This is a genomic window from Enterococcus sp. DIV0755f (genome assembly GCF_051713725.1).
Classification (GTDB): Bacteria; Bacillota; Bacilli; order Lactobacillales; family Enterococcaceae; genus Enterococcus_D; species Enterococcus_D casseliflavus.
In genome coordinates this window covers 516,883-542,493 of record NZ_JBIOQL010000001.1, presented here as the reverse complement: position 1 = coordinate 542,493, position 25,611 = coordinate 516,883, and the positions used below count along the sequence as shown (strand labels likewise).

General features: G+C 33.6%; 17 protein-coding genes and 3 pseudogenes. 5 read left to right on the top strand and 15 right to left on the bottom strand.

The window, feature by feature from the left end:
• Positions 1-64: 64 nt before the first annotated feature.
• The 3 genes from IGI73_RS02500 to IGI73_RS02490 form a co-directional block, all read right to left on the bottom strand.
• Positions 65-808, bottom strand: coding sequence for a hypothetical protein (locus IGI73_RS02500; RefSeq protein WP_074934368.1), 744 nt, complete (start codon positions 806-808; stop codon positions 65-67).
• 474 nt (positions 809-1,282) lie between these two features.
• On the bottom strand, positions 1,283-1,618 hold the full coding sequence (locus IGI73_RS02495; protein ID WP_061053736.1) for a nucleotide pyrophosphohydrolase: 336 nt from the start codon (positions 1,616-1,618) through the stop codon (positions 1,283-1,285).
• Positions 1,581-3,275: a DUF2075 domain-containing protein gene (locus IGI73_RS02490; RefSeq protein WP_438759036.1), complete on the bottom strand. Its 1,695-nt coding sequence runs from the start codon at positions 3,273-3,275 to the stop codon at positions 1,581-1,583. The genes IGI73_RS02495 and IGI73_RS02490 overlap by 38 nt, the downstream gene beginning before the upstream one ends.
• A gap of 883 nt (positions 3,276-4,158) precedes the next feature.
• Between IGI73_RS02490 and IGI73_RS02485 the strand changes: the two genes are divergently transcribed.
• Positions 4,159-4,467, top strand: a complete 309-nt coding sequence (locus IGI73_RS02485) for a hypothetical protein (protein WP_008377858.1) — start codon at positions 4,159-4,161, stop codon at positions 4,465-4,467.
• A gap of 270 nt (positions 4,468-4,737) precedes the next feature.
• Here IGI73_RS02485 and IGI73_RS02480 read toward each other — a convergent pair whose 3' ends face one another.
• Together IGI73_RS02480 and IGI73_RS02475 are read right to left on the bottom strand one after the other, a co-directional pair.
• Entirely contained in the window at positions 4,738-6,024 is a 1,287-nt protein-coding gene (locus tag IGI73_RS02480; RefSeq protein ID WP_413159445.1) for a hypothetical protein, read from the bottom strand.
• Positions 6,025-6,037: 13 nt separating this feature from the next.
• Positions 6,038-6,553 carry a hypothetical protein gene (locus tag IGI73_RS02475; protein ID WP_008377855.1) on the bottom strand — a complete coding sequence of 172 codons (516 nt, stop codon included), beginning with the start codon at positions 6,551-6,553 and terminating at the stop codon, positions 6,038-6,040.
• 390 nt (positions 6,554-6,943) lie between these two features.
• On the opposite strand from IGI73_RS02475, the gene IGI73_RS02470 reads away from it, so the two are divergent.
• Positions 6,944-8,014 (top strand): MATE family efflux transporter, encoded by a 1,071-nt coding sequence (locus tag IGI73_RS02470; protein WP_438759034.1) that lies wholly within the window; start codon positions 6,944-6,946, stop codon positions 8,012-8,014.
• Between the two features lie 319 nt (positions 8,015-8,333).
• Positions 8,334-9,627 (top strand): annotated as a pseudogene (locus IGI73_RS02465) (ISL3 family transposase).
• A gap of 1,235 nt (positions 9,628-10,862) precedes the next feature.
• Here IGI73_RS02465 and IGI73_RS02460 read toward each other — a convergent pair.
• The 10 genes and pseudogenes from IGI73_RS02460 to IGI73_RS02415 form a co-directional block, all read right to left on the bottom strand.
• Positions 10,863-11,558, bottom strand: a pseudogene (locus tag IGI73_RS02460) (phage tail protein); the annotation flags it as partial.
• A gap of 80 nt (positions 11,559-11,638) precedes the next feature.
• Positions 11,639-12,433 (bottom strand): hypothetical protein, encoded by a 795-nt coding sequence (locus IGI73_RS02455; RefSeq protein ID WP_438759033.1) that lies wholly within the window; start codon positions 12,431-12,433, stop codon positions 11,639-11,641.
• A gap of 76 nt (positions 12,434-12,509) precedes the next feature.
• A complete protein-coding gene (locus IGI73_RS02450) occupies positions 12,510-15,710 on the bottom strand; it encodes a polysaccharide lyase 8 family protein (RefSeq protein WP_438759032.1) in 3,201 nt (1,066 codons plus the stop codon).
• A 399-nt stretch (positions 15,711-16,109) separates the two neighbouring features.
• Complete coding sequence (locus IGI73_RS02445) at positions 16,110-16,553, bottom strand: PTS sugar transporter subunit IIA (RefSeq protein ID WP_003128381.1); 444 nt, start codon at positions 16,551-16,553, stop codon at positions 16,110-16,112.
• A gap of 2 nt (positions 16,554-16,555) precedes the next feature.
• Complete coding sequence (locus tag IGI73_RS02440; protein WP_034868816.1) at positions 16,556-18,457, bottom strand: heparinase II/III family protein; 1,902 nt, start codon at positions 18,455-18,457, stop codon at positions 16,556-16,558.
• A gap of 54 nt (positions 18,458-18,511) precedes the next feature.
• Positions 18,512-19,327 (bottom strand): PTS system mannose/fructose/sorbose family transporter subunit IID, encoded by an 816-nt coding sequence (locus tag IGI73_RS02435; protein ID WP_003128376.1) that lies wholly within the window; start codon positions 19,325-19,327, stop codon positions 18,512-18,514.
• Positions 19,317-20,147, bottom strand: a complete 831-nt coding sequence (locus tag IGI73_RS02430; RefSeq protein ID WP_117474734.1) for a PTS mannose/fructose/sorbose/N-acetylgalactosamine transporter subunit IIC — start codon at positions 20,145-20,147, stop codon at positions 19,317-19,319. Before IGI73_RS02430 ends, IGI73_RS02435 begins: the two co-directional genes overlap by 11 nt.
• Positions 20,148-20,160: 13 nt before the next feature.
• Positions 20,161-20,661, bottom strand: coding sequence for a PTS sugar transporter subunit IIB (locus IGI73_RS02425; RefSeq protein ID WP_005227402.1), 501 nt, complete (start codon positions 20,659-20,661; stop codon positions 20,161-20,163).
• Between the two features lie 17 nt (positions 20,662-20,678).
• Positions 20,679-21,866 (bottom strand): glycoside hydrolase family 88 protein, encoded by a 1,188-nt coding sequence (locus tag IGI73_RS02420; RefSeq protein WP_005227400.1) that lies wholly within the window; start codon positions 21,864-21,866, stop codon positions 20,679-20,681.
• A 2-nt stretch (positions 21,867-21,868) separates the two neighbouring features.
• Positions 21,869-22,621 carry a GntR family transcriptional regulator gene (locus tag IGI73_RS02415; RefSeq protein WP_003128371.1) on the bottom strand — a complete coding sequence of 251 codons (753 nt, stop codon included), beginning with the start codon at positions 22,619-22,621 and terminating at the stop codon, positions 21,869-21,871.
• A 968-nt stretch (positions 22,622-23,589) separates the two neighbouring features.
• Between IGI73_RS02415 and IGI73_RS02410 the strand changes: the two genes are divergently transcribed.
• Positions 23,590-23,823, top strand: a complete 234-nt coding sequence (locus IGI73_RS02410; RefSeq protein WP_231435509.1) for a hypothetical protein — start codon at positions 23,590-23,592, stop codon at positions 23,821-23,823.
• A gap of 350 nt (positions 23,824-24,173) precedes the next feature.
• A pseudogene (locus tag IGI73_RS02405) lies at positions 24,174-25,611 on the top strand (IS1182 family transposase).

The following is a 25,611-nucleotide window of genomic DNA, read 5'->3' as shown; positions in this document are numbered from 1 at the left end:
TTACTTTGCGTATTTATAAAAAAAGGAGGACCGAATCATCCATGATTCAGTCCTCCTTTTTGCGTTAGACAAATACAAACAAAATTCCAGAACAGATCGTGCCTACCAATAGCCCACGAATACTGCCTTCTCCTTCATTGGGTAACTCAAATTTGATGATATTCACCAGCAAAGCCCCAGTGATCAAGGCTTCAATGATGACCACCAAATAGTAGGGCAATGAAACAAAGAGGGAGAACGCAGCTCCCGCGAAAATACTGAAGGAAAGCACAAAGCGGCCATATTTGTTATAGAGGGCACCATGATGATGATAGAGCAGCCAATCGTTCATGAGAAAGTGCAAACCAAAGGCAATAAAGTAGGTCAAAATGTAAAAACGCTCTGATAGCGTATTGGCAATCACGATATAGCCGATCATGATATTGTAGATCACATGAAAAGCGATATCCGACCAAAAAAAGGCGTTTTTGGCACTGGTGATGTCTTTCTTTTCTAACACCATAAACGTCCGCTCATCGATTTTGTAGATCACGTAACTGAAGACTAAGCCAAACAAAACGATGCCATAGACCCCATGACTATAAAAAATCCCCGAATCCCAGCCAAATTCATCGATCAACACCGTTTGAAAGTACGCCAAATGGGGCAATAGATGAACAATCGCATAGGAGATCCCTACCCCAGCTGCAAAGGAGCTCATGTATTGCACGTTTAGTTTTCTGGATGAGATAACATTTGAAGATAGATGGATGAAGATAAACCCTAAAGTGATCATGCAATTCACAAAATTGTTTGTTAGATACGTCATTGTTTTCTCCTTCTTACATTCCGTTCGCGGCATCGTTTAAGCGCAATTTTCAATAACAAAGTCTTTTTAATTACTTATTTTTGGTTATTTTCATGAAATATTCTTGTTTACTATACAGTAAGTGTGCTTGGGGGGCAATAGTTTTTTGGGGAGAAATATTTTTGATAGAAAATGACCTTCATTATTGCCGATTTTTTCCCAATGATCTTGCCTTCATTTTCGGATAGGATAATCTTGTTTTTGCTCTTGCAGACAGTAGGTCTAACTTCATTTTTTATAAAAAATTGGGCTTATTTGAAGATAACTTCAAATTTCCGAAAAATTGTAACCAATTTGAAGTTATCTTCAACTTTCTCAATTATGACAGATTTTTGACGTTCGTAACCAATTACTGATGAATTCAGAAAGCCGTTGTTGCTCCTGTTCCATCAAAAAAAAGAAGCAAGAACTTGCAGCGTCCTTGCTTCTTTTTTGTTACAATTCATTGTACTTCTTTTTCGAATCTTTACTTTCTTTCACCGGATACTTCATGTTGTTTTTTTCCAGCTTTTCTTTGATGATCTCATCAATATCAAGGCCCAAATTGTCTGCCAGCATATAGGAATAAATCAGAACATCGGCAATTTCTTCTTTTAGATGTTCGAAATCTTGAGTGGCTTCTTCAGGTGTTTTCCATTGAAAAATCTCCAACAATTCGGCGGCTTCGATGGAGATAGAAATAGCTAGATCTTTTTCATTATGGAATTGTCGCCAATTGCGATCATCTCGGAATTTATTGATTCGTTCCATTGAAGAGGGTTGGTTTTGCATGGTAGGACTGGCTCCTTTCGTTTTGTAGGGCTAAGAGTTTTTGGCGGAGATTGGGATTGATTGCATAGATGTAAAGCCCTTTGATTGCTCGTTTCATTAATACATTCAATGAATTAAGGATGATCGTTTCTTTGGCTTTCTTCGTCAATTCTTGGTTCATATCGTCACGTCCCGTAAACGCCCCTTTGTCCTCATATTTATCGATATCGATGACAAGCTGGTCGGTCTCTGGATCGTAATCAACGGAAGGGCCAATGACGACTCCTACATTGTTTAAATCAAACCCTTGGACGGTGTAGATTGATCCGACTTCACTGATCGTATCTGGTCGCTCCGCCCATGTTCGCTTCGTATCGGTCGTATTCCAGGGCAGGTTGATCCCACCAGGATCTACAAGATAAGAAGCTCCGTCTTTCTTATGAACATAATCGAATGTTGAGATGATCCGTGACAGCCCTTCCTTTTTATCGAGAGAAAAGATTTTATTCTTCAACGCATCATGGGTTTCCATAATCTGAAGCTCAAAAGATGCTGTCGATTCTGGAATCGGTGTTACACGTTTTTCTACGATATCATCGATCCATTGAATAATTTGTGGACTACTTTTCATTCTTAATTGATCTTTTAGCTGAAAGCGAGAAGCATTGTACCTTTTCTGAAACTGATCCAATTTGTCCTGATCCCAATAACTTTTGATTTTCAATACTTGCTTCGGATCAAAGATACAAATCGTGATTTTTGCTCGCTTGATAATCTCTTCTAGTTGGTTTTCATAGTGAAAACTGTTATAGCTGTCTTTCTTCGTTAAAAGCAAATGGGCCTCATCCACAATAACGATGTCTGGGTGCAACTTCTGATTATCTGTTTTATTAATAAAGGAAGTTGGCTTTAACATATGATTCTTTTTTAAATTTGGCAAACTTTCTGCCATTGTATGATAGGTTTTTAACATTTCTGAATGGTTGACCAACAAATAGTTATCGGTGCCTTTTAATACAGGCTCTGACTTTGTATAGTCTTGAAGGGTGTTATAGAGAGATGCCAATAGGACGCTCTTTCCTGTTCCAGCTTCTCCTTCGATCATCAAGACTTTTTGTGTTTCATCCTGCTGAATCGCTTGTTTACAGTACTCAATGATTTCAAGTTTTATATCTAACTGTTCTGGCGTCAGTTCTTTAAAAGGGGATAATTTATATACATCTTTGTTGCGAATCATATCGATTGAGTGCTTCGCCAATTGACGCCCTTGCAATTCTTCCCATAACTCTTGGAAGACCACTTCATCATAATACTCTTTTTCATAATACTGATGCATCTGCACCTGTCTTGTTTGACTGACATTTTGCAACTGAAACTGCTCATCCCCAATGAAGTGATTGATCAAATTGGTTTCGATATTGTAGGTCGCTGATTGATTGAATTTTTCATGTCCAATCAGCAAGACTTCTTTAATTTCTCTGCGCTTAGAGTTATTCAAGTGCTGCTTCAATCGTTTATTCACTTGAACCGTTTGACCAATGTACGCAACAGGTCTTTTCTTTTCATTTCGGTTGTAGAGTATGTACACGACTGGGTACTGATCGATATATGCCGTCGTTATGCTAGATAGCTCACCTTTCTTGAAATGATGATCTTCTATGATTAGTTGGTTGGTCATATTTTAGAGTCTCCGTTTAGTGTCTATTCCATTAAGGTTATTTATTTTAGTATATCATTGCATATTTTGCTCTTAAAGCATTAAAGACAAAATTGGTAATTTTTTGTTTTAGCAAAATAACCATTATCTAAAAAAATCACTGTTGATTAATCTACTAATTTTGTCCAACGTGCATACTTTGCTAATGATTTAATAGACTAACCTATTATCCTGAAACTCTTTTCAAACGAATCCTCTCTAAGACGTTCTAAAATAAATAGCTGAAAATCCCTTTTGACAATTCATCAAACATCCTCTGTTTAGGATATTTATAAATTGTTTAGTAAATTAAAAAATTATTTTTCAATATTAAAATAAATAAATATTTTATAATTTTAATTTGACTAAATCATTCAATATGCGATAATCATTTACGAAAGGATGATTTGATGAACCATACAGTTACCAGCCTAAGATATCTACGGATCGCTCAAATTTCTTTGTTAACATACTATATTTATTTAGCCGTCCATGACAATATTTTCGAAGCAATTCCATTACTGTTAATCAGTGGTATTTTAGATCTCGTGTACCCGCCAGACTACGCAAACCAGTCATTTTGGTTCCCTTATAAAAAGAAAACAATATTTTTAAAAAGCAACAATTTGTTTCTGGAAAGAGCTCTAGAAATCTTAACCACAATTGTTCTTGGTATTTTCCTATCTCTTGTTTTTTAAAGGAACAACTTGTGATTGTTGGTTCCCTTCTACCCAACAACTGAATTATTTTTCTATTGCTCACTATTTTATCCATTTGTCTATTAAAATGGATTTATTAAATGATTAACGAATCCTTGACTGTTGAGATGACGCTAGTATTTAATCGAAAGGAAAGGTGATTTTTTATGAAAAGAATTTGTTTTGTCTTAGTTTTGAGCAATGGATTATCTTACACACCATTAACTCCAGGTGTTCTTTATCAAAGAGACACAAGCCTCAAAGACTATTTTTCACCGTTTTACGACGTTTCAATCAATTATCTGAGAGATAAAGATACTGTTGATTACTTGGTCCTTCCTGAGCCATTTGCTCCTTTTGATAATGAAAATAACCTCCCTATCATAAAAGTTCCTTCAAAATTTTTTCTGACTAAGGACTTTGAAAAAATTAAGGATTACATTGATGACTACTTTAAAGAAAACGATGCTAAGTAATACTAATCTTCGATCGTTTTAAGCTCTTACTGATTGATACCGTTATCAATCAGTTTTTTTCTTCGATTTGCCAACTTCTTTTTGGACGAGAAAACAGTCCGAATATTCTAAAACTATTACTTTACGATAAAATTATTCCAATTATTAATAAGGTAGTATTTTGATGAACGAAAACAAAGGCATCTGTTACATCGTTATTATTCGTTTATTTTTTGCATATAGAAAAACAGACCAAATACTCAAATTTGGTCTGTCTGACGTGGCTATTCATTATTGCTTCGCATATCCGTTACCATGACCCGGACTATAACTCTGTGCTTCTGAATCTGTAATCAACGTGAAGTTCTCTGGAATCTTTACTTGTCCATAGGTCTTGCCACTTTCGACCTTCAAGAACTTATACCCTGCAGGTGCTTGGTACCATTCGCCAACAAATGAAGGAGATGGGGTGGCTTGGTTGGCATTCGCCTGATTTGCTTCCTCATTAGCTTTCGCTTGCTCTGCGGCTTCTGCTTGTTCTTTGGCCTGTTTCTCACGCTCAGCTTTTGCAGCCGCTTCGGCTTCTTTCTTCTTATCAGCGATCCGTTTGTCACTGCTTGTCTTTGCACTGTCATATTGACTATCCAATGCAGCAAAGTCATCTTTTAAGGTACCTGGTGAGTAATCTTTCAACGCCAATGAATCTTCCAGAGTTGTTTTCGCAGTTGTAAGCTCTTTTGTTTCATCCTTCGTAAGATCACCATCATCAAGCAATGATGTTGTTTCTTTAATCAGTGATTTGGCTTTAAATTCATAGTCTTTGAATTCTTTAGCAGTCGCTTCTTGCTTTTGCCTGATGTTTTCAATCAGCTTCGCCGAATCACTCTGTCGTTCTTCAACAGCTGTCTTTTCATCTGCATCTTCGAAAAATGTTTGGTTGACTGCTTTGTTTTGCGTTAAGTCTTTTTTATCGCGCTCTGACAAATAGTCTTTTTTCAGCAATGTATCTGTTGCTTTGTTATCTTCTTTGAGCTTATCAACTAGAGAAATCAGTTCTTTTTGATGCCTCTCGACTGCTTTAGCCAGTGTTGTTACTTCATTTGCTAAAGACCTGACAGGTGTAATCTCACTGGTTCCAAATACCGTTTGATACTTCTCTGTGATTTCATTGATTTGCGTTTGATCATCTTTGGTAATAAACGCTTCATCGCTTTTTTTAGCCAACGCATCTAGTTGTGTTTTGATTTGGCTAAGTTCTGTTTTAACGGCATTGGCTTCTGCAGATGACACATTCTTTTCAACTTTTGCGAGCGTTGCTTCACTTTGCGCAATCAAATCCAATAAACCTTGTCTATTTTCACGATCCTTCACTTGATCAAACGAGGTCAATTCATGTTCTAATGTGCTTTGTTCATCTTCTGAGATAAACACTGATTGAAGCAATTTATTGATTTTTTGTTCTTGTTTTTCTTGCTGATCATAGACATCTTGGTAGGCATTTGCATTCACAGAGGTTGCAATGATCCCTGTCATTGAAAAAGCCAAAACAATCCCTAATAACTCTTTTCTTAATTTCATTCTTTCTCTCCTATTAGACCAACTCTTTATATTTGTTTATTCCTAATGCCCGAAATGTATCCAAAGTGATTTCCCCATTCTCTTCATCATCGGTCATATCGTTGAGGAACAAATAATACGCACGCAATTCATCCACTTTTCCATGGAAATATGACCGTTCCTTCTTGTCTTGCCATTTTTTTTCTTCTGCTAACCAATCAAAAAGACCACTTGCTTCTTCTTGAGGAAGTTTATTGAGTTGTTGGTCAATAAAAAAGACAAGCGCTTCTTGTTGCAATAATTTTGGATTTGCTTTTCGCAAATATTTTTTTAATTGTGCATATGATTTACTTTCAACACGAGTTTTATTTGCATAAAAAAGAGCAGTGCTCATTCCCACCAAATAAACAAGCAAAGGATTGATTCTTACCACATCTAAAAAAACGATGAGGCTTGCTAGTAGGATCAATCCGATAGATACTACTATGACTTTTTTATAGTATTGCTTTTGTTTCTGATATTTACCCATAATATCTTGGTACTCTTTCATTTTTTTACCACCCTTATTTTATTTATTAACAAGATTATAATAGCCTTTACTTTCAGTCGTAGCAATGTATATTTTGCGTTTCCACTGTCTTTTTCATAAAACACCTAATCCTTTTTGTCAGGTGATAAAAAATCCGAGATAAACCTTTACAATTTCGCCAATTTGCACATCCTGCGACTTATTCCACATTGACATAAGCTACCATAAACGATAGCATAAAAATGAAACCGTGTGCAAAATTAAATATAAGGTGTGTCCTCGTTGAATATGATCAAGTCTATCCTGCATCATAGCGGCAATTGGCTAAAGAATGTTTATTTCGGGCAAGATATTGCTTATCCGTTTATCCTCGCTCTTGTGTTACCCGTGATCCTCGATTAATTTTTTCTTGTGAGTTTTAATTTTGTCAATACAGCGATGATCAGCTCCGCTGGTACAGAAACAGTTAGTGTGGTCAGTATGGTTGGCAGTTTGCATTTCTTCTTGGTCAATACGTTTACTGCTATCGGATTGGGTGGAACAGTCTTGATGGCACAATATTTCGCCAAAAAAGAGCGCAAACAACATAGCAAAGTGTGCAGTGGCACAGTCTACGGTACCGTCTTTTTGGCCTGTTCAGTCAGTATTTTGATTGCTGTTTTTCAGAAAGGTATCTTGCAGTTGTTATTCGGACAAGCAGAGTCGCTGGTTTTGGACCATGCCAAGATTTATTTGTTGGGTCTATTGGCCTCATACCGATTGCAAGCAATATTAGAAGGAACCAATGGCAGTTTGAGATGGATTGGCCACACGAAGGCCTCATTTAAAATTGTCTTTGCTAATGAACTTTGTCTACATTGTCTTCAATATTCTCTTTTTGCATGTATTAGGCATGGGGATGATTGGGTTGCTCTTTGCTGTCTACACATTGCGCATCAATCGCGGGCTCTTTATATTAAAGAAAGAAGACTTATGCATATTCGCATGAAAGTCATCAGCAAAGTGTTAAAGATCAGTATTCCCTTTGCTGCTGACTCTTTGTTTTTTTATGGTGGAAAAATCATTATCCAAACAATGATCGTCAGTTTTGGAACCAATGTGATTGCTACCAACGCGATTGCGTCTTCAGGGATTCAGATTTTAGAAATCATTCCTAGCGCCTTGGCCACATCACTTGTGCTAATCGTGGGCCAAAGTACTGGACGGGGCAATATTGCAGACGCCAAGAAGTTTTCGAAGGCCTTTGTTTTGACTGGTATGGTGGCGTTTCTTGTGATTAACTTAAGTCTGCTGCCCTTCTTTTCATATGGGATGCGCCTGTTCAATCCGCCGGCAGTTATTGTTCCAGCGATTTATCGGCTTTATTTGATTGCCATCGTGATGCACTTTCTAACTTGGAGCATTGTCTTCATTTTGCCTGCTGCATTGCGCGCTGCTGGCGATACCAACTTCACGACCATCGCTTCGCTGCTTTCGATTTAAATTTTCCGGATTGGTATGGGTACTTGGCTCGTATCGTTTTGTTTTATGGATTGACAGGGATTTATGTCGTGATGACCATCGAATGGGGCGTTCGGGGCCTGATTTTCTTGCTGCGATTTTGAGGGAAGAAATGGTATCAGCATACGTTGACGTAAGTGGTAATTGTTTTCACATGAAAAAAGGGCTCTATAATTTATGGGACTGATGAATCAGAATTGATTCTTCAGCCCCATTTTCATTTTAGATATTAAAAAACATATCGTTCTCTAGTATGATTAAATCACCACAAAATAAACAAACTGAGAGGACGATATGCTATATGAATGATTCTATCAAAAAATGCTGAGAATAATAGAGAAAGATTTGATGATTACAGAGGTCTCTTACGAGACCCTTCAGAAGAAAAAGACGTTGGTCGTCGATGCTGTTCTCTCGCCTACTCCTCGAGCTTGTAGAAGTTGTGGTTCTACTGTGGTAGATGGAAACGGGAAAGCAATTATAGTGAAAAATGGGAAGAAGGAAACGATTGTCCGTTTTGAACAATGCAATCATATGCCTTTGGTTATGCGCCTAAAAAAGCAGCGCTATACCTGTAAAAACTGCCGCACCCATTGGACTGCTCAAAGTTATTTTGTCCAACCCAGACATTCAATCGCAAATCATGTTAGATATAAAATTGCTTCTTTACTGACTGAAAAAGTATCTTTATCTTTTATTGCGAAAAGCTGTCAGGTATCTTTGACCACCGTTATTCGTACATTGAAAGAGTTTAAAAGCTATTTGCCAAAGCAATCTAAGAAGATTCTCCCCAGAGTATTGATGGTTGATGAATTTCGCTCGCATGCTTCCATAGAAGATAAAATGAGCTTTATTTGCGCAGATGGCGAAACAGGAAAATTAATAGATGTTTTGCCTATGCGTAAATTACCTCGATTAACAAGCTATTTCTTAGGTTGTACCAATCCAGAAGAAGTAGAATTCTTGGTGACAGACATGAACGCCGCCTACTTCCAGCTCACCAAACGTGTTCTGCCAAATGCGAAAGTAGTGATTGATCGTTTTCATATTGTCAAACACATGAATCAAGCGTTCAATGAGTTGCGTATCCGTGAAATGAATGAACTTCGTAAAGCAGGACAGAAAAGCCAGGCAGAAAAACTGAAAAAGAACTGGCGCTTTTTGCTAAAAAATCGTGCAAACATCAACCATTATGAATACAAAACATGGAAAAGTTTCCGAGCACCAAAATACCCATTTCTTACTGAAGCAATGATGATTGATCGATTGCTTGAGTTTTCTACGCCCCTAAAGGAGGCGTATCCCATTTTTCATGAATTAGTTGAAGCCTTTCGAGACAAAGACCCTGACTTATTTTTCTCCTTATTGGCAGAACTTCCAGAAACGTTAGATGGTGGCTTTCGGGAGAAGCTTCAAAACCTTCTGACCTATGAAGAAGGCATTACCAACGCAATGATCTAACCTTATTCCAATGGAAAATAGAAGCGAAGAATACCCACATAAAGACAATGAAACGAGTATCCTACGGATTTAAATCATTCGAGAACATGAGAATTAGAATCTTTTTGATCAATCAAATAATCAATGTAAGATAACAAAAAATCTGAGCCAGAATGTGGTTCATTCTGACCCAGATTTGATTTTGCACAACTCATCAGTCCTTATTGACAAAGAGCAAAAAAAGCCAGAAACGCCTTCAAATAGGCATTTCTAGCTTATGCAATTCAATTACCCCACAGAACCTTCCATTTAACGATTTTCTATCTTAATACGCACAAATGCTGTTATATCAACAAAAAATCTCTAAAAGTTATCTTCTAAAATCCATATATTCACAACTATTTTTACAAATAGATAGTTTTTAGATAGCTTTTTTAGCTGGGGGCAATCAATTGTTCTATAATTTTTTTCTTCTTATCTTCATCAAATTTCCTTGGTAAACAAATGACTTGCTAAGGCGAGCTTGTACATAAATATATTCATATTACTTGCAGTAATTTAGTTTATGCTATAAATTAGTTAGTGCGTGCAATATTTTATGAAGAGTAGTTAGGCGGTGAAAACTTGGGGAAGTGCGCCTAATACTCTTCTTTTTTATTTTATCATTATTTCAACGTAATAGAAATTATTGATTAGAAATCTCTTATATATGTTCTTAACTTTAAAATTTTACCCATTTATATTAATTATAGGATTAAAATCTCCATTTTATTAATTAAACATATTGATAGAAAGTTAAGAATGATGTAAATTTGTATTAGAGGTGATTCTATGAAAGTTGATAAACTACATTATAGAAAAGTCATTAACAGCGCAAGGCACCTAGAATACAATTCGATACGATACTTTCAGTCTTCGTCTGACCAAAGCAACCTCGAGAAAATTAATGAAGAATTAGACTATTTAATTAAAAATGATGTTTATCACAAGATAGCACGTACATCTCGAAAATCGTTTTTGGGAGATCAGATAATCATTAGAAAAAATTTGGAACAGGATTTTAAACTTTTAGAGAAGTATATAACTTTTTTTGACCAGCATGAAATTTGAAAAACTTTTTTATCTACGTGTGCCACTCCTCCCCGAGAGTGGTTGTTTTTTTTGCAAAAAAAATAGCACAGCATATTCTCATACGCCGCGCAAGGGGAACTATGTTCCGTCATCATAATAATTATATAGTAATTTACTGAATAGGCAAAGTAACACGCTTATTGAACATTGATATTTTCAAACTCAATCATAATTTTCGCTTTTCTAATCATCCTCCTAGTACATGGTGTTGCAAGCATAACAAAAAAGACACCCAGCCGATAAGCTAGGTGCCTTATATTTATCCTCCCACGCCGGCAAGTGCTTGTTTGCTTGCACGGTAAAATTTACGGTTCATTTTGTTTAATTCGCTCGGGTTATTCGCATCGACATTCCCAATGTGGATATGTTGTTCCACTTTAGCAGGCTGTACTTTGCCACCAATGCCTTTGCGTTTTTCTTCGTTTGATAACGGAGTAACGGTCGTCTTACCGTTTTTATTCGTAAGTAATTCTGGTCCAGCTTCACCAACGATCGCTTGACCATTCAATACATGACCGCCTTTTGCTAGATAAGGTAATTCTCCAATACTGAAGCTTTTAACACCAACACCAGGTACCCATTTTGGAACCTTGATATTATTCAGCCCTCGAATAAATCCGTTGATAAGTCCGATCATGTTGTTTAGTGGCATTTTCGCAATCGCAACAATTCCATCGAAGATACCACCAAAAATGTTTACAATACCATTCCAAGCTCGTTCCCAATCCCCTGTGAAAACTCCAGTGATAAAATCAATAAAACCAGTGAATATGCGTTTACCAGCTTCGAATACGTTGGAAATATTTGTCCAAAGTCCTTCGAATACTCCACTAATGTATCCCCCAATAAAGTTGAACACCTCAACGGCGACATCTGAAACACCTTGAAAGAATGCATTAACGCCATTTCTAAACCATTCAACCTTATTATAGGCGAGAACTAATCCTGCAATAAGCAAGGCAAATGGTTCATACTAATAACAAAATAACATACACAGGAACTAATTTTGAAATCTTTTTTCCTCATATAACATAACTATTTTGATACCTCTCTTCCGTATGCTTCAAATTGAGTTAACGCTGGAAACGGAGATTCATCTTCATTCTTAATGAGATTTTTTAATGTAATCTTTGTTGTTTTTATGAAAGGAAAATCAAAATATTGACGATTCAGTTCATTAGTTGTTTCTAAGGTTTTTTCTTCACCTTCTGAAAAAACAACTGAAATCTGTGTCCAAAAACTATCATGAGGATAATCACCACGTAAAACTAATGCTAACTTGTCAATTTCAACTTCACGACCAAAATCAATTGTAATCTTTGCGTCTTCATTCTGGTTAATTCCCCATGATTGATATGGATAATCACCATGACCTTCATTTGCTAATATACCATCAATCGCATTACGAGCAAAGAATGTTGAGTCATTTCGTGTCTCGACATTAGCAAACGCATGAGGGTAAGTATTCGTAACATCCTTTTGATCGTGTGCATTACGTGCTAAATTGCGGTAACTATGAATTTCGTTTTCTGTAGGTAACCAAGCTCTTATATAATGACGATCTCCTGTAAAAATTTTAGGTGAATATGCTAAACGTAACTTCTCATCTAAGATAATCGGAAATTTCCATTTTTTTTCTGTTAAATAAATTAGGCTTGGTTCAATAGCTTCATCTACCTGAACCCATACAAATTGATTAGCTTTATCTAAGATTAATTCTACTACTTCCCCTTCTGCATATTCTCTACGTTTCAACGCTAAATAAGTCTCTGTAGAATGACTTCTTTTCATAATAATTTTGTTTTCGTTTTTTAATATTAATGTTAACAATACAATTTCTCCTACTCATCTATTTCTTCATAATATAAAAGCTCATTATTTCTATCCTTCGAGCAAATTATATCCATTAAAGATTTTTATTTCTCTTAGCTCTTTTTTCTTTTTCTAACTGATTTTCTTTTTTCTGCTTATCTTTTTCTGCTTGTTTTTCTTTCTCTTTTTGTTTGTCTTTTAATGCTTTTCTTGTATCTTTATCAATGCTAAGTCTAATAATCGTGCTTTTATCTTTATTTGTTGCTTCTTGTACTATCTCTTGAGATAAGATAGTCTCAATTGTGTCTGAATGATATTCCTCATCTGACGGGTTAAAATATGAAACTCTATACTCATCTTTCTTCTTAATACTATAAACACCTTTTTTAGTTAGTGTTATAGCTCCATCAATCTCAAAAGGCATATCCTCGTATAATACAACTCCCCAACTTTCTTCATCAGCATCATAGACAGCCTGAACAGACGCATTATTTTGCAATATCTTGACTTTATTTGATTCTTCTTTCTTTGCTAGTTCATCATTTGATACATTCGGATACATCACATAAGCATATCTTGTGTCTTCCTTAGAATGTGTTTTATAGAATGTTAAAAAATTATTTTCGTGTAATTGATCTGACTGGCTTGCATTAATATCTTTCCATCTCCCTTGGTTTGTCTTGTTTAGAAAATCTAATGAAGTTTTGTCTAAGAAAATATAGCCAATATTCATTGCTTGGTTATTTGGTGAAGATAACAATAAAAAGTGTACATTCTTTAATTCTACTTTTTCATTATTTAATATCTGCTTATCTCCATTTACATACACATCATATTGTGTTGTGTCAGTATTTTTTCTATTTTCTATTGTAGTAATTGGTTGTGTATCTCCAGTAGTTTGAATATCTGAACCTAAAAATACAACTTTATCATTGAAGATGAACCAAGATTTATTCGCATTTAGTGTCTTATCCCAGTTAGTAAACTCCATAACTATTGAAGCTGTTGTGTCATCCAGCTTAGTTGCACCAATAAAACTATTAGGTGATCTAACCATTCCAGACCCATCTTTTCTCTCCGTTGGAATAATAGTGGTTCCCGGGATATGATAAGGATCTACAGTTGCCCAATAATTATCATTGTAATGACTTAAATCTAAATTATATAGATAAACTGCCCCATCTGATGTATACCATCCATGCGAGTTTTCTTCATTCATATACTCATAGTTTTGTGTTGTATCAGAATACATACTTACCCCAATACCAAATTTAGCATTTACATTTTGATAAGCTACTTTATCCATCTCATTAAAAGTTGCTAAACTAGTTGAAAAATCAGTTATTGAAATAGAATCATCTGCTAATAATTTATCCATCAAATCAATATCTTTATATGAATTTAGACTGTCGTATATATCATAGTAGGTATTTCCTTTAACAAATGTTTTAACCAGTTTATTCAATCGATTCTTTTGAGTTTCTTCTGATGAATTAGCTACTCGCATCAAACCTCGAAGAACTTCTCCTCCCGCAGCATGACTTTGAAGCTCCTCTCTACTAACAGCTCGACCTCGGACCATATCCATCATTTCACCTTTGTACATTAACGGTATAAATGAATTTTCTATAAAATTATATAAATTATCTAGCTTGCTAACAGGGAGTAATTCGCTCTCCAATACTACTGGTAGTAATTGTGATAAGCCATCTATTAAAACACTCCCATACGCACCTGTTAAAGCAACATTATCATGGTCTATATATGATCCATCTTCATAAAATCCTGATTCACCAGGTTTCGCATACTCGAAAGCTTGTTGCAAGGATTCTACTGATTTACTGACAATATCTCCATCTTCTCTTAAGGCGCCTGAAATAATTTTTACTCTACCCATATCAACCAAATTGCCACCTAAAGCTTTAAAGGGTGTGCCTAATGTCACTCTAAAATTATAAGGATCAGGTACAAAATAATTAATCGGATTAGTATACATCAATATTTCTGACTGCGTAAAATATGCTTGCATCAGAGACAACGTATTGTTAATAGCACGTGGCGCTCCAATTTCATAATCCCACCAATTACCTTGAAGAGAAGAATTTTCGTTATAGACATTTTTACTCATCCACTCCATTGCGTTTTTTGCAATGCGAATGACTTCTTTATCTTGATAGTATTTAGAAGCTGGTTGAGTCACTTGTTTTGAAATTGTTTCAATTCTTCTATATGACTCAGTGATATTAGCAGACACTTTATAGTCTGTAATATCACTCCAAAGTGTTTTAAAATTTTCTTTGTAAGTATATAAAGATATAATTTTTTCTACTGAGGAATCCAAATCTTTATTTTGCTGAACCATTACATGATTATTATCATTGTAATAAGAATTTCCAGCAATAATTCCATTCCATTGATTAAGCATTTTATTAAACTTTGTTTCATTATATGAAGAAATAACCAAAGGAATTTCCATCATAAAAATACCTTTTTCATCCAAAATTTTTACAGTTGTTTCTCCTTCTTTAACAGGATACAACATCCCTTCTTCTTCGGTTGCTAGTGAAGAATCACTTACAACGTATTTATAATTTTCTTGTTTGGTCACATAAATATTGTTTGTATTGATCTCAATTTTATCTTCGATTGTAATACCATCATCTTCTTCAATCTGCTTCTCTAAAAACGATACGTCATCATAATAAAGTGTCCCTATACCTTTTTCAAAGAACAATTCAATAGTGACAAAACTAGTTTCTGGATTTGGTTCGAAGTCTTGCATAATTGTTTGCCAATCAGTTGTTCCCTTAACAGATTTTGAATACCATAAATTAGTTTGACCATTTTCATTCTGCTCATTAATTCGTACACGAGCCACATTTGTTAACTCATCCGTTTTTACTTTGAATGAAAGCTGATAAAGTTTATTAGGATCTACTTCAATTTTTTGTGTTATCCCTACACGAAAATCATCTTTTAAACTAGATAATACTATTTGATTGTTAGCATTCACTTCAGCTGTATAGTCTGCAGAAGTCATATCTCTAGGTATCCATATACCCCAACTACTTGGTTTATTTCCTGACCACTTACCTTCTTGAGATTCAATATTTGAGAAATCACCGTTCTGCACTAAATTAGAATTACCTTGATTATCATCAGATTGTATTACTATTTTATCTATAGATTGTTCTGCTTCATTAACTGATTCTGGTTCCTCTGCTAAGGCATTTAAACTTGTAGATGTCAATAGTGCTAAAACAAACAAGCTCTTCACTACTATTTTATTTTTCATAATTATTCTCCTTGTCGTATATTATAATAAAAGTCAAATTAACACCTATTAGGTTATTCTTTATAAATCAAACGATACACCCCTTGAATTAATTCTTAATTATCATAAATTTCTCCCTCGATATATCTTAGTTTTTAAAATGCAACCGTCCTGAAAGGCGATTAGATAGTTAATAAAAAATATTTTTAAGCGTAAATATTAAAAAAATTACTCCTATACTGGTTTACTTCCGAAAAAATGTATACGTTTTCAAAAAAAGTTCCGTATGAGCTTATTAAAGTTAAATAAACTGTAACAATATTAGGTTATCACTGAGTTGAAAGATATGCCTTCAATCGGAAAAACATTTATTATTACAGCTTATTCAATTTTGTACTATATTTGGTTAAGTGATTCTAATTAAATCCCATCTGAAAAATCCTCTGTGTCATTTTTAAAGTATTCACTAATTGACTCTAATCTACTAATTCCGTCTTTCCCAGTTTGAAGCAACTGATTAACTAATTCTTGAGAACTTGACATTCCTAATCTAAGTATTGAACCTTCTACCAACATCGATAAGTTAGTACCTGAAACTATCTCAATACCACCTTGGTTCATTACTATTTCTGCAGCAATCTTGAATGGAGTTCCACCCAAAAGGTCTGAAAAAATAATTATTTCTGATACCTCTTTTTTAAGAGTATCAATACTTGCAACAATTTCATTTTTGAAAACTTCTAATGTCATTTCAGGTAAAAAAGGAATTACCTTAACCTTTTCTTGTTTTCCAGTAATCATTTCCATGGCACCGTGAATTCCCGGCGCATAAGCTCCGTGTCCTGTAATAATAAACCCAATCATAACTATTCCCCTACCTTTTTTCTGAAGATTTTGTGTTTCCCATATAATAAACGTCCTTGGTCCCCTAAATAAAGCTTATCGCCTCTAAAAGTATCATATGCACTGTGATAATATTCATAAACTTCTCCTTGATTAGTAGTCATTTTTACTCCAAAACATAACAGCATATCACAAGGATCTGATTGATTATTTTGATAACAATCAACTTTTTCAACTTCCACTTGATTCCAAGGATAAAAACATTCATACGTCACTAAATTATTATTAAATGACTGTTCAAGCAATATTTCTTCATATTGCTCTTTTTCATTATATTTAGGTGACCATGTTTTCTTATTAATAGCCACGTCGGCTTGATTTCCAACAAGTAATGCAAATGGAGTTGACTTTAATAAAATATTATTTTCTTGTTTATCTAGCTGAAGATTATCTCCCATTTGGTAACGTGTGCTCAAAATATGGTTCCCAGGACAATCTGTTGTATTTACCACTAGGATAACCATTAACTTCTTAAAATAAATAATTGTTCTTTTGAAGATAACTAAATTATTCTCTTGCTTTCCATGCCAACTAATCTCAAATAATACATACTCCCTATCTTCAAAACTCTTATGAAAAATTGGTTCTGCCATCGTTCTATACGACCAAGATGAATCTATTTGAGTTAACGGCTTCCCATCAACAATTAATGAACTGTGACTAAACTCTTCTTTTAAATAACTTCTTAAAGGAACCTCAAGATATGTATACCTTCCTGGATCCTTTATTAGTTCTTTTCCTTGATAATCCAAAGTAATAGATCCTAAAGACCCGTGACCATGCCCACTACCATGTCGTCCATTAAATAAAGTTAAATAAATATTCGCGTCTTTATATGCTAGAAAACCACTTTCACCTGTTTCAAATAGATTGGGTAACAGTTTCTTCTTTTCTGTATTAATTTTTTTTCCAGTATAAAAAATTCCTGGTGTTTTATTCATATTTATATCCAAAAAACCTAATAATTCATAGATGCTGTAAACATATGTGAAATCCACTGCATCACTATCATGTAAAGATAATAAATTAAAAGCATGATCGCAATAATAATAACTAACGTTAATTGCTTTTTCTAAAATAGACTGTATATGTGCAGGGAAAGAATGTTCTAAGTAATAGCTATTTAACCATAATTGCAACATACAAATGGTAACTTCATGATGATACATGGGGCTTTGCTCCCACTGGATTCCATCATCATAAAATTGAATTTCAAGTGCCTCTGTTAAAGTTGTCCATGCCCATTCTTCTGTTTCTTTATCAACTAATTCTGGTAATAATTGACTAGTAGATAAAACTCCTGTTATAGCTAATACACCCCAGTTACTTAAGTAACTTTTGTTAGGAAAATTTTTTTTTAAATAAATAATCTGTTTAATGATAGATTTCTCTAATTTAATTTTCTCTGTACTGGATAATTGATTAGTCAAATCAGAAATGTAAATAAAACTTTTCATCCAATTATTTAAACGTAACCCTACATCTAAACTTCGCCATACATGAGGACTCTTCTCTTGCCAGTCAATAAAAGAAAAGAGATATTTTTTCCAAAGCTTAAAATACACTTCTTCTTTTGTATAAGCGTATAGAATTCCTAAGTCTACAAGATATCCATTACGACTAGCCATGTAACACCACTCTAAATCGCCATTTGGACTTTCTTCCAAATTAGTTAAGTCTAGGTTGTAAGGTGTGCTTACTGCTTCCATATCTAAGGAGTCGTTAAATATAATTTGCCCTTTTTTTAAGTAATTTCCTCTATTAATAATCGTATCAAAAAAAATTCTATTTTTTGATACTTCCTCTTTTATAGACTGATTTTTAAAAAATTCATTATTATATTTTTCAATTAATTTAAAATCCATCAATAGATCCTTTCAAAAAAGGAGTTAATAAATTATATTAACTCCTTTTTAAGTTTATCCTAATATACCTAAAAGAGAACCTAAAATTCCAATCGCAAATAATAAAATTAACAAACGGTATGTTGACCAGTTACGTTTCTTAATTAAATAAAAAACAATAATAGTAAGTACAACAGGTAACAATTTGGGTAAAATCTTATCTAAAATTTCTTGAAGAGAGATAATTTGTTCTGTATCATCTGCCATTATAGAAGTATATTGAATAGGGATATTAGCTTTTACAAAGGTAGTAGAAAGCCCCGCAATTACTGTAACTCCAACGATGTTAGCTGCAGCAGATATTTTACTAATTTGCTCACTTAATGTATCAATAATACTTGTTCCTAATTTGAACCCTAAATATCCTGAAAACATTTTAATAACAAACATTGATACCAACATTGATACCCAGAATCCCATAGGAGCAAATCCTAAACCATCTAATGCTAGCCCAGCAAATATAGTAGAAAATAAAGGAGCAATCCCAAATTGTGCTAATGAATCACCAATACCTGACAGAGGTCCCATTAAAGCCATTTTAATACTTCGAGCATCTTCAATTTCTTCTCCATGATCATACATAGCCAATTGCATACTTGTAACAAATGGAGCCATATGAGGATTTACATTATAAAATTCAATATTAGCACCAGCTGTTTCTTTTAGTTTTTCTGGATCATCTGCATATATTTTCTTTAAGGCTGGTAAAATACTATACAAATATCCAGTTCCTTGGTAAACATTATAGTTAAATCCATTTTGCAAAAGATAAGACCGTAGTGCAGTTTTCATATAGTCTTTTTGTGTTAATCTGTTTTGTTTAGATTCCATTAGAAAAATCCTCCTCCGCAAAATTAGATAAGTCATGGTATGATTCTTTATCATTTTTTGTTTTAGTCTTATTTATTGAATCTTTATCTTGGTTTGCATAAAAAGTAATTAAGGCAAAGAAAGTTCCTACTAAAGCAATTGCCATTGTTGGCAATTCTAAGTATGCTGCACAAATATATCCGAGTAATGCATACGACATAAGTTTTTTATCTAGCATAACAGAAAGAATCATTGCAAAACCAATTGCAGGAATTAATCCGCCTGAAACTGAAAATCCTGTAATCAACCACTCTGGTAACGCTTCTACAAAAGCTTGTAAAGCTGGACGTGATACCGAGGCAAAGAAACCAATCGCACATCCAGTAACAAAGAAACTTACAAATGTCAAATTAGCTAACAAATTAAATTGTTTAAAATTACCTTTTTTAATTAAATTTCTTGCATTATTTGTAGTACCAGCAAATAGTGAGTAAAGCGCAGTTGTTACTAATTGAAACAGTACGGCAAACGGAAAGGATAATGCCAAGGCCGATTCTGGTGTTACTCCTTGGTCCTTCAAAGTAATTGCCATTATTGTACCTACAATACCAGGACCTACTGGATTAGGAGGTACTGTTCCTCCTGCTCCTACGCCAAATCCCATATAAGCAAGTTCAGCAATAGCCCCCATGGTAATAGCTGTTGGAATGTCATTTAAAACAACCCCAACAAAAAATGACATTACTAACGCACGATTTGTATAAATCCCCAACAATTGACCTGCATAGCAAAAACCAGTGATTAAAGCAATTAACAGTGCTTGTGTCATTGAAATATCCATATAATTTTTCTCCTTATCCTAAAATATTTTCCAATTTTTCTAGTGATTGTGCTCCATCATTTGATATTGGTGATGTTTTAGTGTTAAATGAGCATCCATATTTGTCTCGTAAAGTTCTTAACGACTCTTTATCCTCTTCACCTAAATAAATAAATTGTGAAATCTTCTCTTTACCTTCTTTTGCATGAATATTCCCAACATTCACTTCCCCAACTGGAAAACCTTGTTCTGCTAATGTCAATACAGCTTTTGGAGATGACACAATCACAAAAATCGATTGACTAGGTAACGCTTTCCAAATTACTTTTGCTGTTCTTTCAAGATCCCAAAAACGTAAAGCTATATCTTGAGGAACAACTGATTTCATCAACGACTGTTGCATACTATCTGAAGATACTTTATCATCTGCACAAATAACTAAGTTAACACCTAAACTTTTTATCCACAGCTGTCCTTGCCCATGAATCAATCTTTCATCAATTCTAATCATCTTAATATTTGGCTTCTCATCCATTTACATTTCCCCCTTTATTACCAATACATTTTCCAGTCTTTATAAAAACGAATAAGTGCTTCTAAATAGTAGTAATCCCCCCATATATTTCCTTCATCTACTCCTTTACCACTGTGCCAAGAATAAACGCCATGATTTATTAATGCTACAGTTCCTTGACTCAACTGTTCTGTATAACTGTCAATTAAACTTTCTAATATGCTATGCTGTGCATAAGTATAAACTTGTTTTTTATCAAAAGACTCTGGTAAGTACTTGTTCATTAAATTCATCCCACAAACAGCAATAGCAGCAGTAGAAGAATCTCTTGATTGTTGTGATTGATCATCAAAAATCAAATCCCAATAACAAATTAAATCTTTTGGCAAACGATTTAAGAAGTAATTAGTAACTGCTTCATAACTAACAAAATCATCCTCTTTTGGTCTGAAATTATAATTTAACGCAATACCATAAATCAACCAACTTTGTCCACGTGCCCAACTTGAATCATCAGCATACCCTTGACGAGTCCTTCCTCCAACAGGCTTTCCCGTTTCTGGATCAAAATAAAATGTATGGAATGATGATGCGTCCTCCCTTATTGCATTAGCAATTGTTGTTTGATAGTGCTTATCCGCTACTTCACTATATTTAGGATCTCCTGTTTCTTCAGAAGCCCAATAAAGTAATGGGATATTCAATAAACAATCAACAATTAATCGATAATTATCTTTAGTTCCTAATTCTCCCCAAGCTTGTATAAACTTTCCTTTCTCTTGGTAGCGAGTCATCAACTTATCTGCGGCTAAAATACCTGCTTTTCTACCCTTTTTATTTCCTGTAAGTTTGTATGATGCTACACAAGAAGGCGAGAATAAGAAACCCATATCATGATGATCCACTGCAATATTTTTTTCAATTCTTTCTAAAAAGCTATCCACATGTTTATCTGCTAATTGTTTGTATTTTTCATCCTGTGTATATTCATAAGCTAACCACAACATTCCTGTCCAAAAACCTGTTGTCCATTCTACATTTTCAATTGTTTGATAACTATGGTTAATCGTATTAGGAGATGGAAATCGTTCACCTAGACGGCTCATGTTGTGATCAATCTTTTGAATAGCTTCTTCAATCGCTTTTTCAACTTTCTCTTTAGTCAATAAGCCATTATTCATAAAACGATGACTATCTTTTAAAACTTCAACATTTAACTTGTTCATACTTATATCCCTTCATATTCAATCTTAATTGCATAATGTTTGTAATGAATTAATGTCGTTGAAAATTCAATAGCTTTTTTATGATTATCAAAATAAGTTTTATTAAATTTAACAATCGGTAAATTTAATGCCCAATCAACATACAGCATTTCTTCAGGAATTAAATTTAAAACATCACTTTCATTTGCTACTACACTAAACTTAATTTCTTGATTCATTGGTAATTGCTTTAATTGGCTCTTTTTTTTATACTCCTCTGATAAACTCCCCCCAGATTGTAATTGAACTATCATATCATCTGTTAACATTTCATCTGACACATAGCGAATTTGAATTTTCCAAATCAAGTCATCAATCATAGCTATTTGAACAATCTGAGTTAGACTTGCATCTTCTTTTAAATTCAATTTTTTTGCAATTTCCTTCTGTAGAACACTACGATAAAATTTTGTTATTGTTTTTTCAGTTGCTTCTTTAATAGTTTCTTCTGATTTCCTTTTAATAAAAGGCCCTAATTCATCAAAGTACACTTTCTTATGACGTAAATTCCTTCTTACATACGTACCTTCACCTTGTCTTCTAATTAAATATCCTTCCAAAACTAAATCCTGCAAAGCTCTGACAACTGTCGTATTACTAACACCATAAATTCTCTTGAGTTCTCCTTCGGAGTAAATTTTTGTCCCTGTTTCAAATTCTCCAGTATTAATTTTCTCAATAATGTCTTGTTTTATTATTTCATACTTAGGTAACATTATTTTATCTTTCCTCTCTTACTTAACGTGTTGACTTAGCTAATAATACCACAAAAACCCACTTTGTAAACCCTTTTATTTCAAAAAAACATAAAAATAATAAAAGTTATAGCGTTATGTTAGCTGAAGCTTAATTAATAATCTTTACCATAAAACTTAATATGTTTATCTAACATCAATATAGATGAATAATTAACTAATTAAAAATATCTATTCTACTTTATTACTTTCTATTTTTTTATTAGAAAAACTATAGTGAATTATTAGTTAGATAAGTTTTCTTGTAATAAAGTTTCATTGTCATCTTTAAGAATAATACAAATGACAATTATTTGACTTGATTGATGATATTTTAAAACTTTAATACAACATGTTATGTTTCTATTATTTTTTCAAACTCTTTTTATAAAATTTCAACATCAATATTCTATGGTTTAATACTTAATTATGCTCAACTTACTTCGTTTTTAAGAATGATTTATAGATTAAAACTGGTAATTTGGCTAACAAAATATATCATGTTTATACATAAACAATTTATAATTGAACTATTTAAGTGAGTTGATGAAGGGCATATGAATTGGGCATTCTAAATAAAATCAAAAACTTTTAGGTATCTGATCACAGAAATATTGTTTAATTGAAAACTATAAAAAATGTTCATACCGCTTTTACCAAAGGAGGAACAAGAATTGTTGATCAGAGCCCTACCATTGTTAATTCTCGTAGCATTTTATATTATTACTATTAAAATAAGAAGTGCAAATAATATTACTAAAACAACTAAATACGTTTTCTACTTTTTTGTTCTTTTAGGAGGGGGAGCGCTCCTTTATATTGGATTTATTTTGTTGTTTTTTGGTACAAATTTTTGAAGATGAAAGGAAATTTATAATTATGAGAAAGATACTTGTTTTTTTTTTGGAATGCTTTTTATAATACTAGTATTTAACCCTACAATTTCAGCTGTGGATGAAGAACACTCTAGTGATTCTGAAGTGCCACAATTTGCAGTAGAGTTACTAGAAAAGATCAATCAATATGGTATCAGTTTTAAAAACGATGATAGATATTTTGATTTTGAAGCTGCTATCGCTAAGCAAGAAGGAGATTTAATAATACAATCTGGTGAAGCATTTAACAGTATTAAAACAGAGAATGAAACTTCACCTTATTTAAGACTCAGAATACCCAGACTATAATATAGAAATTATTTTGGTCCATGCAAAAAAAAAAGAAGAATCCTATTGATGATTTAGATAGAACATGTAAGGCGTGTGAAGGTTGTTACAAGTGGGGTGGAATAATACAACATGTGTAATAAGGATTTATGTAAAGCATTAGTTCCTGTTATGCAATTAGCATAATAAAACACTACTAAACTTGTTTACTCTACTGCTGTGTATAAATATCTTAGCTGTGGAAAACTCTTATAATAAAAGAAAAAACAAATCCTTAGTATTTGTTTCAGACTATAGACAAAGTACTAGTTTTTAGTGCTTTGTCTTTTTTTATCCGTTAAAATAAGAGTATCAAATGGAGGTGTATCCAGATGCTCTCAAAACAAGATATGAGTAAACGCGCACAAATCGGTTTCTTTTCTCTTGAAGACTTGGTCCCACAGGACCATTTATTGCGGCAAATAGATCAATGTATTGATTTCTCCTTTATTTATGAATTGGTTAAAGAGAAATACGATGAAATCCAAAGACGTCCTAGCTTGGATCCTATTCTTCTAATTAAATTACCAATGATTCAATATCTATTTGGTATTAAAAGTATGAGACAAACAATTAAAAAAATAGAAGTGAATATCGCTTATCGCTGGTTTTTAGGTTTGAGTTTAGAAAATCCTGTTCCTCATTTTTCAACATTTGGTAAAAACTATACGCGACGGTTCAAAGGAACAGATCTCTTTGAAAAAATTTTTTATGAAATTCTAGAACAATGTATCGCTGAAGGTATCGTAGATACTTCCGAAGTATTTATTGATAGTACGCATATTAAAGCACATGCGAATCGTAACAAAAAAGAATCTGTCGAAGTAATGGAACAAGCTGTTTTTTATACAGATAAGCTGACAAAAGAAATCACCAAGAATCGAGAAAAACATTTAAAAAAGCCCTTAAAAAAAACAAACATAGAAAGTAAAACTTCCTTGAAAAAAAGAAGTACGACTGATCCTGAAAGTGGTTGGTTTCATAAAGGTGAACACAAAGAAGTTTTTTGCCTATAGCTCACAAGTGGCGTGTGATCAATATGGATGGATATTAGGTTATACTACACACCCGGGGAACTTTCATGACAGTCGTACGTTTGTTTCTTTATTTAACAAGCTCAAAGGAGCCTTTCCCCTAGAAAAATTAATTATGGACGCTGGGTATAAGACACCAGCAATTGCACAATTACTACTCGAACATAAATTGACCCCAATTTTCCCATACAAACGTCCTATGACTAAAAAAGGCTATTTCAAGAAACATGAATATGTTTATGACGATTACTATAATTCTTATATCTGTCCCAATAATAAAATACTCTCTTATACCACTACCAATCGCAAAGGATATATCGAATACAAAAGCAATCCCAAGGATTGTAAAAATTGTCCTTTCTTAGCTAAGTGTACCAACTCAAAAAATCATACCAAAGTAATCACTAGACACATTTGGGCTGAAGCTATAGAGACCTGTGAAGAGATACGCCATCTAAGTTGGTTCAAAGAACTTTATAAAAAGAGAAAAGAAACCATTGAACGAATTTTTGGGACAGCAAAAGAATTTCTTGGGCTACGTTATACCAATCAAATAGGAATTGAAAAAATGCACATGAAAATTGGGCTTACTTTTGCGTGTCTTAATATGAAAAAGCTAGCAAAAATAAAAAGGATCAGAGCGCAAAAGAGGCGTTTTCCTAAAGGAAAACTGCCTAATCTATCGATTATCCATAGAATATTACATAGAAAAAAGACAAACCTCATGTTTGTATAA

What these genes read in the sequence shown, in the direction of transcription:
- IGI73_RS02485 (WP_008377858.1), top strand. Translation starts at nt 4,159, where the DNA reads ATGAAAAGAATTTGTTTTGTCTTAGTTTTGAGCAATGGATTATCTTAC.
- IGI73_RS02490 (WP_438759036.1), bottom strand. Translation starts at nt 3,275, where the DNA reads ATGACCAACCAACTAATCATAGAAGATCATCATTTCAAGAAAGGTGAG.
- IGI73_RS02415 (WP_003128371.1), bottom strand. Translation starts at nt 22,621, where the DNA reads ATGTTACCTAAGTATGAAATAATAAAACAAGACATTATTGAGAAAATT.
- IGI73_RS02425 (WP_005227402.1), bottom strand. Translation starts at nt 20,661, where the DNA reads ATGGATGAGAAGCCAAATATTAAGATGATTAGAATTGATGAAAGATTG.
- IGI73_RS02500 (WP_074934368.1), bottom strand. Translation starts at nt 808, where the DNA reads ATGACGTATCTAACAAACAATTTTGTGAATTGCATGATCACTTTAGGG.
- IGI73_RS02480 (WP_413159445.1), bottom strand. Translation starts at nt 6,024, where the DNA reads ATGAAATTAAGAAAAGAGTTATTAGGGATTGTTTTGGCTTTTTCAATG.
- IGI73_RS02450 (WP_438759032.1), bottom strand. Translation starts at nt 15,710, where the DNA reads ATGAAAAATAAAATAGTAGTGAAGAGCTTGTTTGTTTTAGCACTATTG.
- IGI73_RS02435 (WP_003128376.1), bottom strand. Translation starts at nt 19,327, where the DNA reads ATGGAATCTAAACAAAACAGATTAACACAAAAAGACTATATGAAAACT.
- IGI73_RS02440 (WP_034868816.1), bottom strand. Translation starts at nt 18,457, where the DNA reads ATGGATTTTAAATTAATTGAAAAATATAATAATGAATTTTTTAAAAAT.
- IGI73_RS02430 (WP_117474734.1), bottom strand. Translation starts at nt 20,147, where the DNA reads ATGGATATTTCAATGACACAAGCACTGTTAATTGCTTTAATCACTGGT.
- IGI73_RS02495 (WP_061053736.1), bottom strand. Translation starts at nt 1,618, where the DNA reads ATGCAAAACCAACCCTCTTCAATGGAACGAATCAATAAATTCCGAGAT.
- IGI73_RS02420 (WP_005227400.1), bottom strand. Translation starts at nt 21,866, where the DNA reads ATGAACAAGTTAAATGTTGAAGTTTTAAAAGATAGTCATCGTTTTATG.
- IGI73_RS02445 (WP_003128381.1), bottom strand. Translation starts at nt 16,553, where the DNA reads ATGATTGGGTTTATTATTACAGGACACGGAGCTTATGCGCCGGGAATT.
- IGI73_RS02475 (WP_008377855.1), bottom strand. Translation starts at nt 6,553, where the DNA reads ATGAAAGAGTACCAAGATATTATGGGTAAATATCAGAAACAAAAGCAA.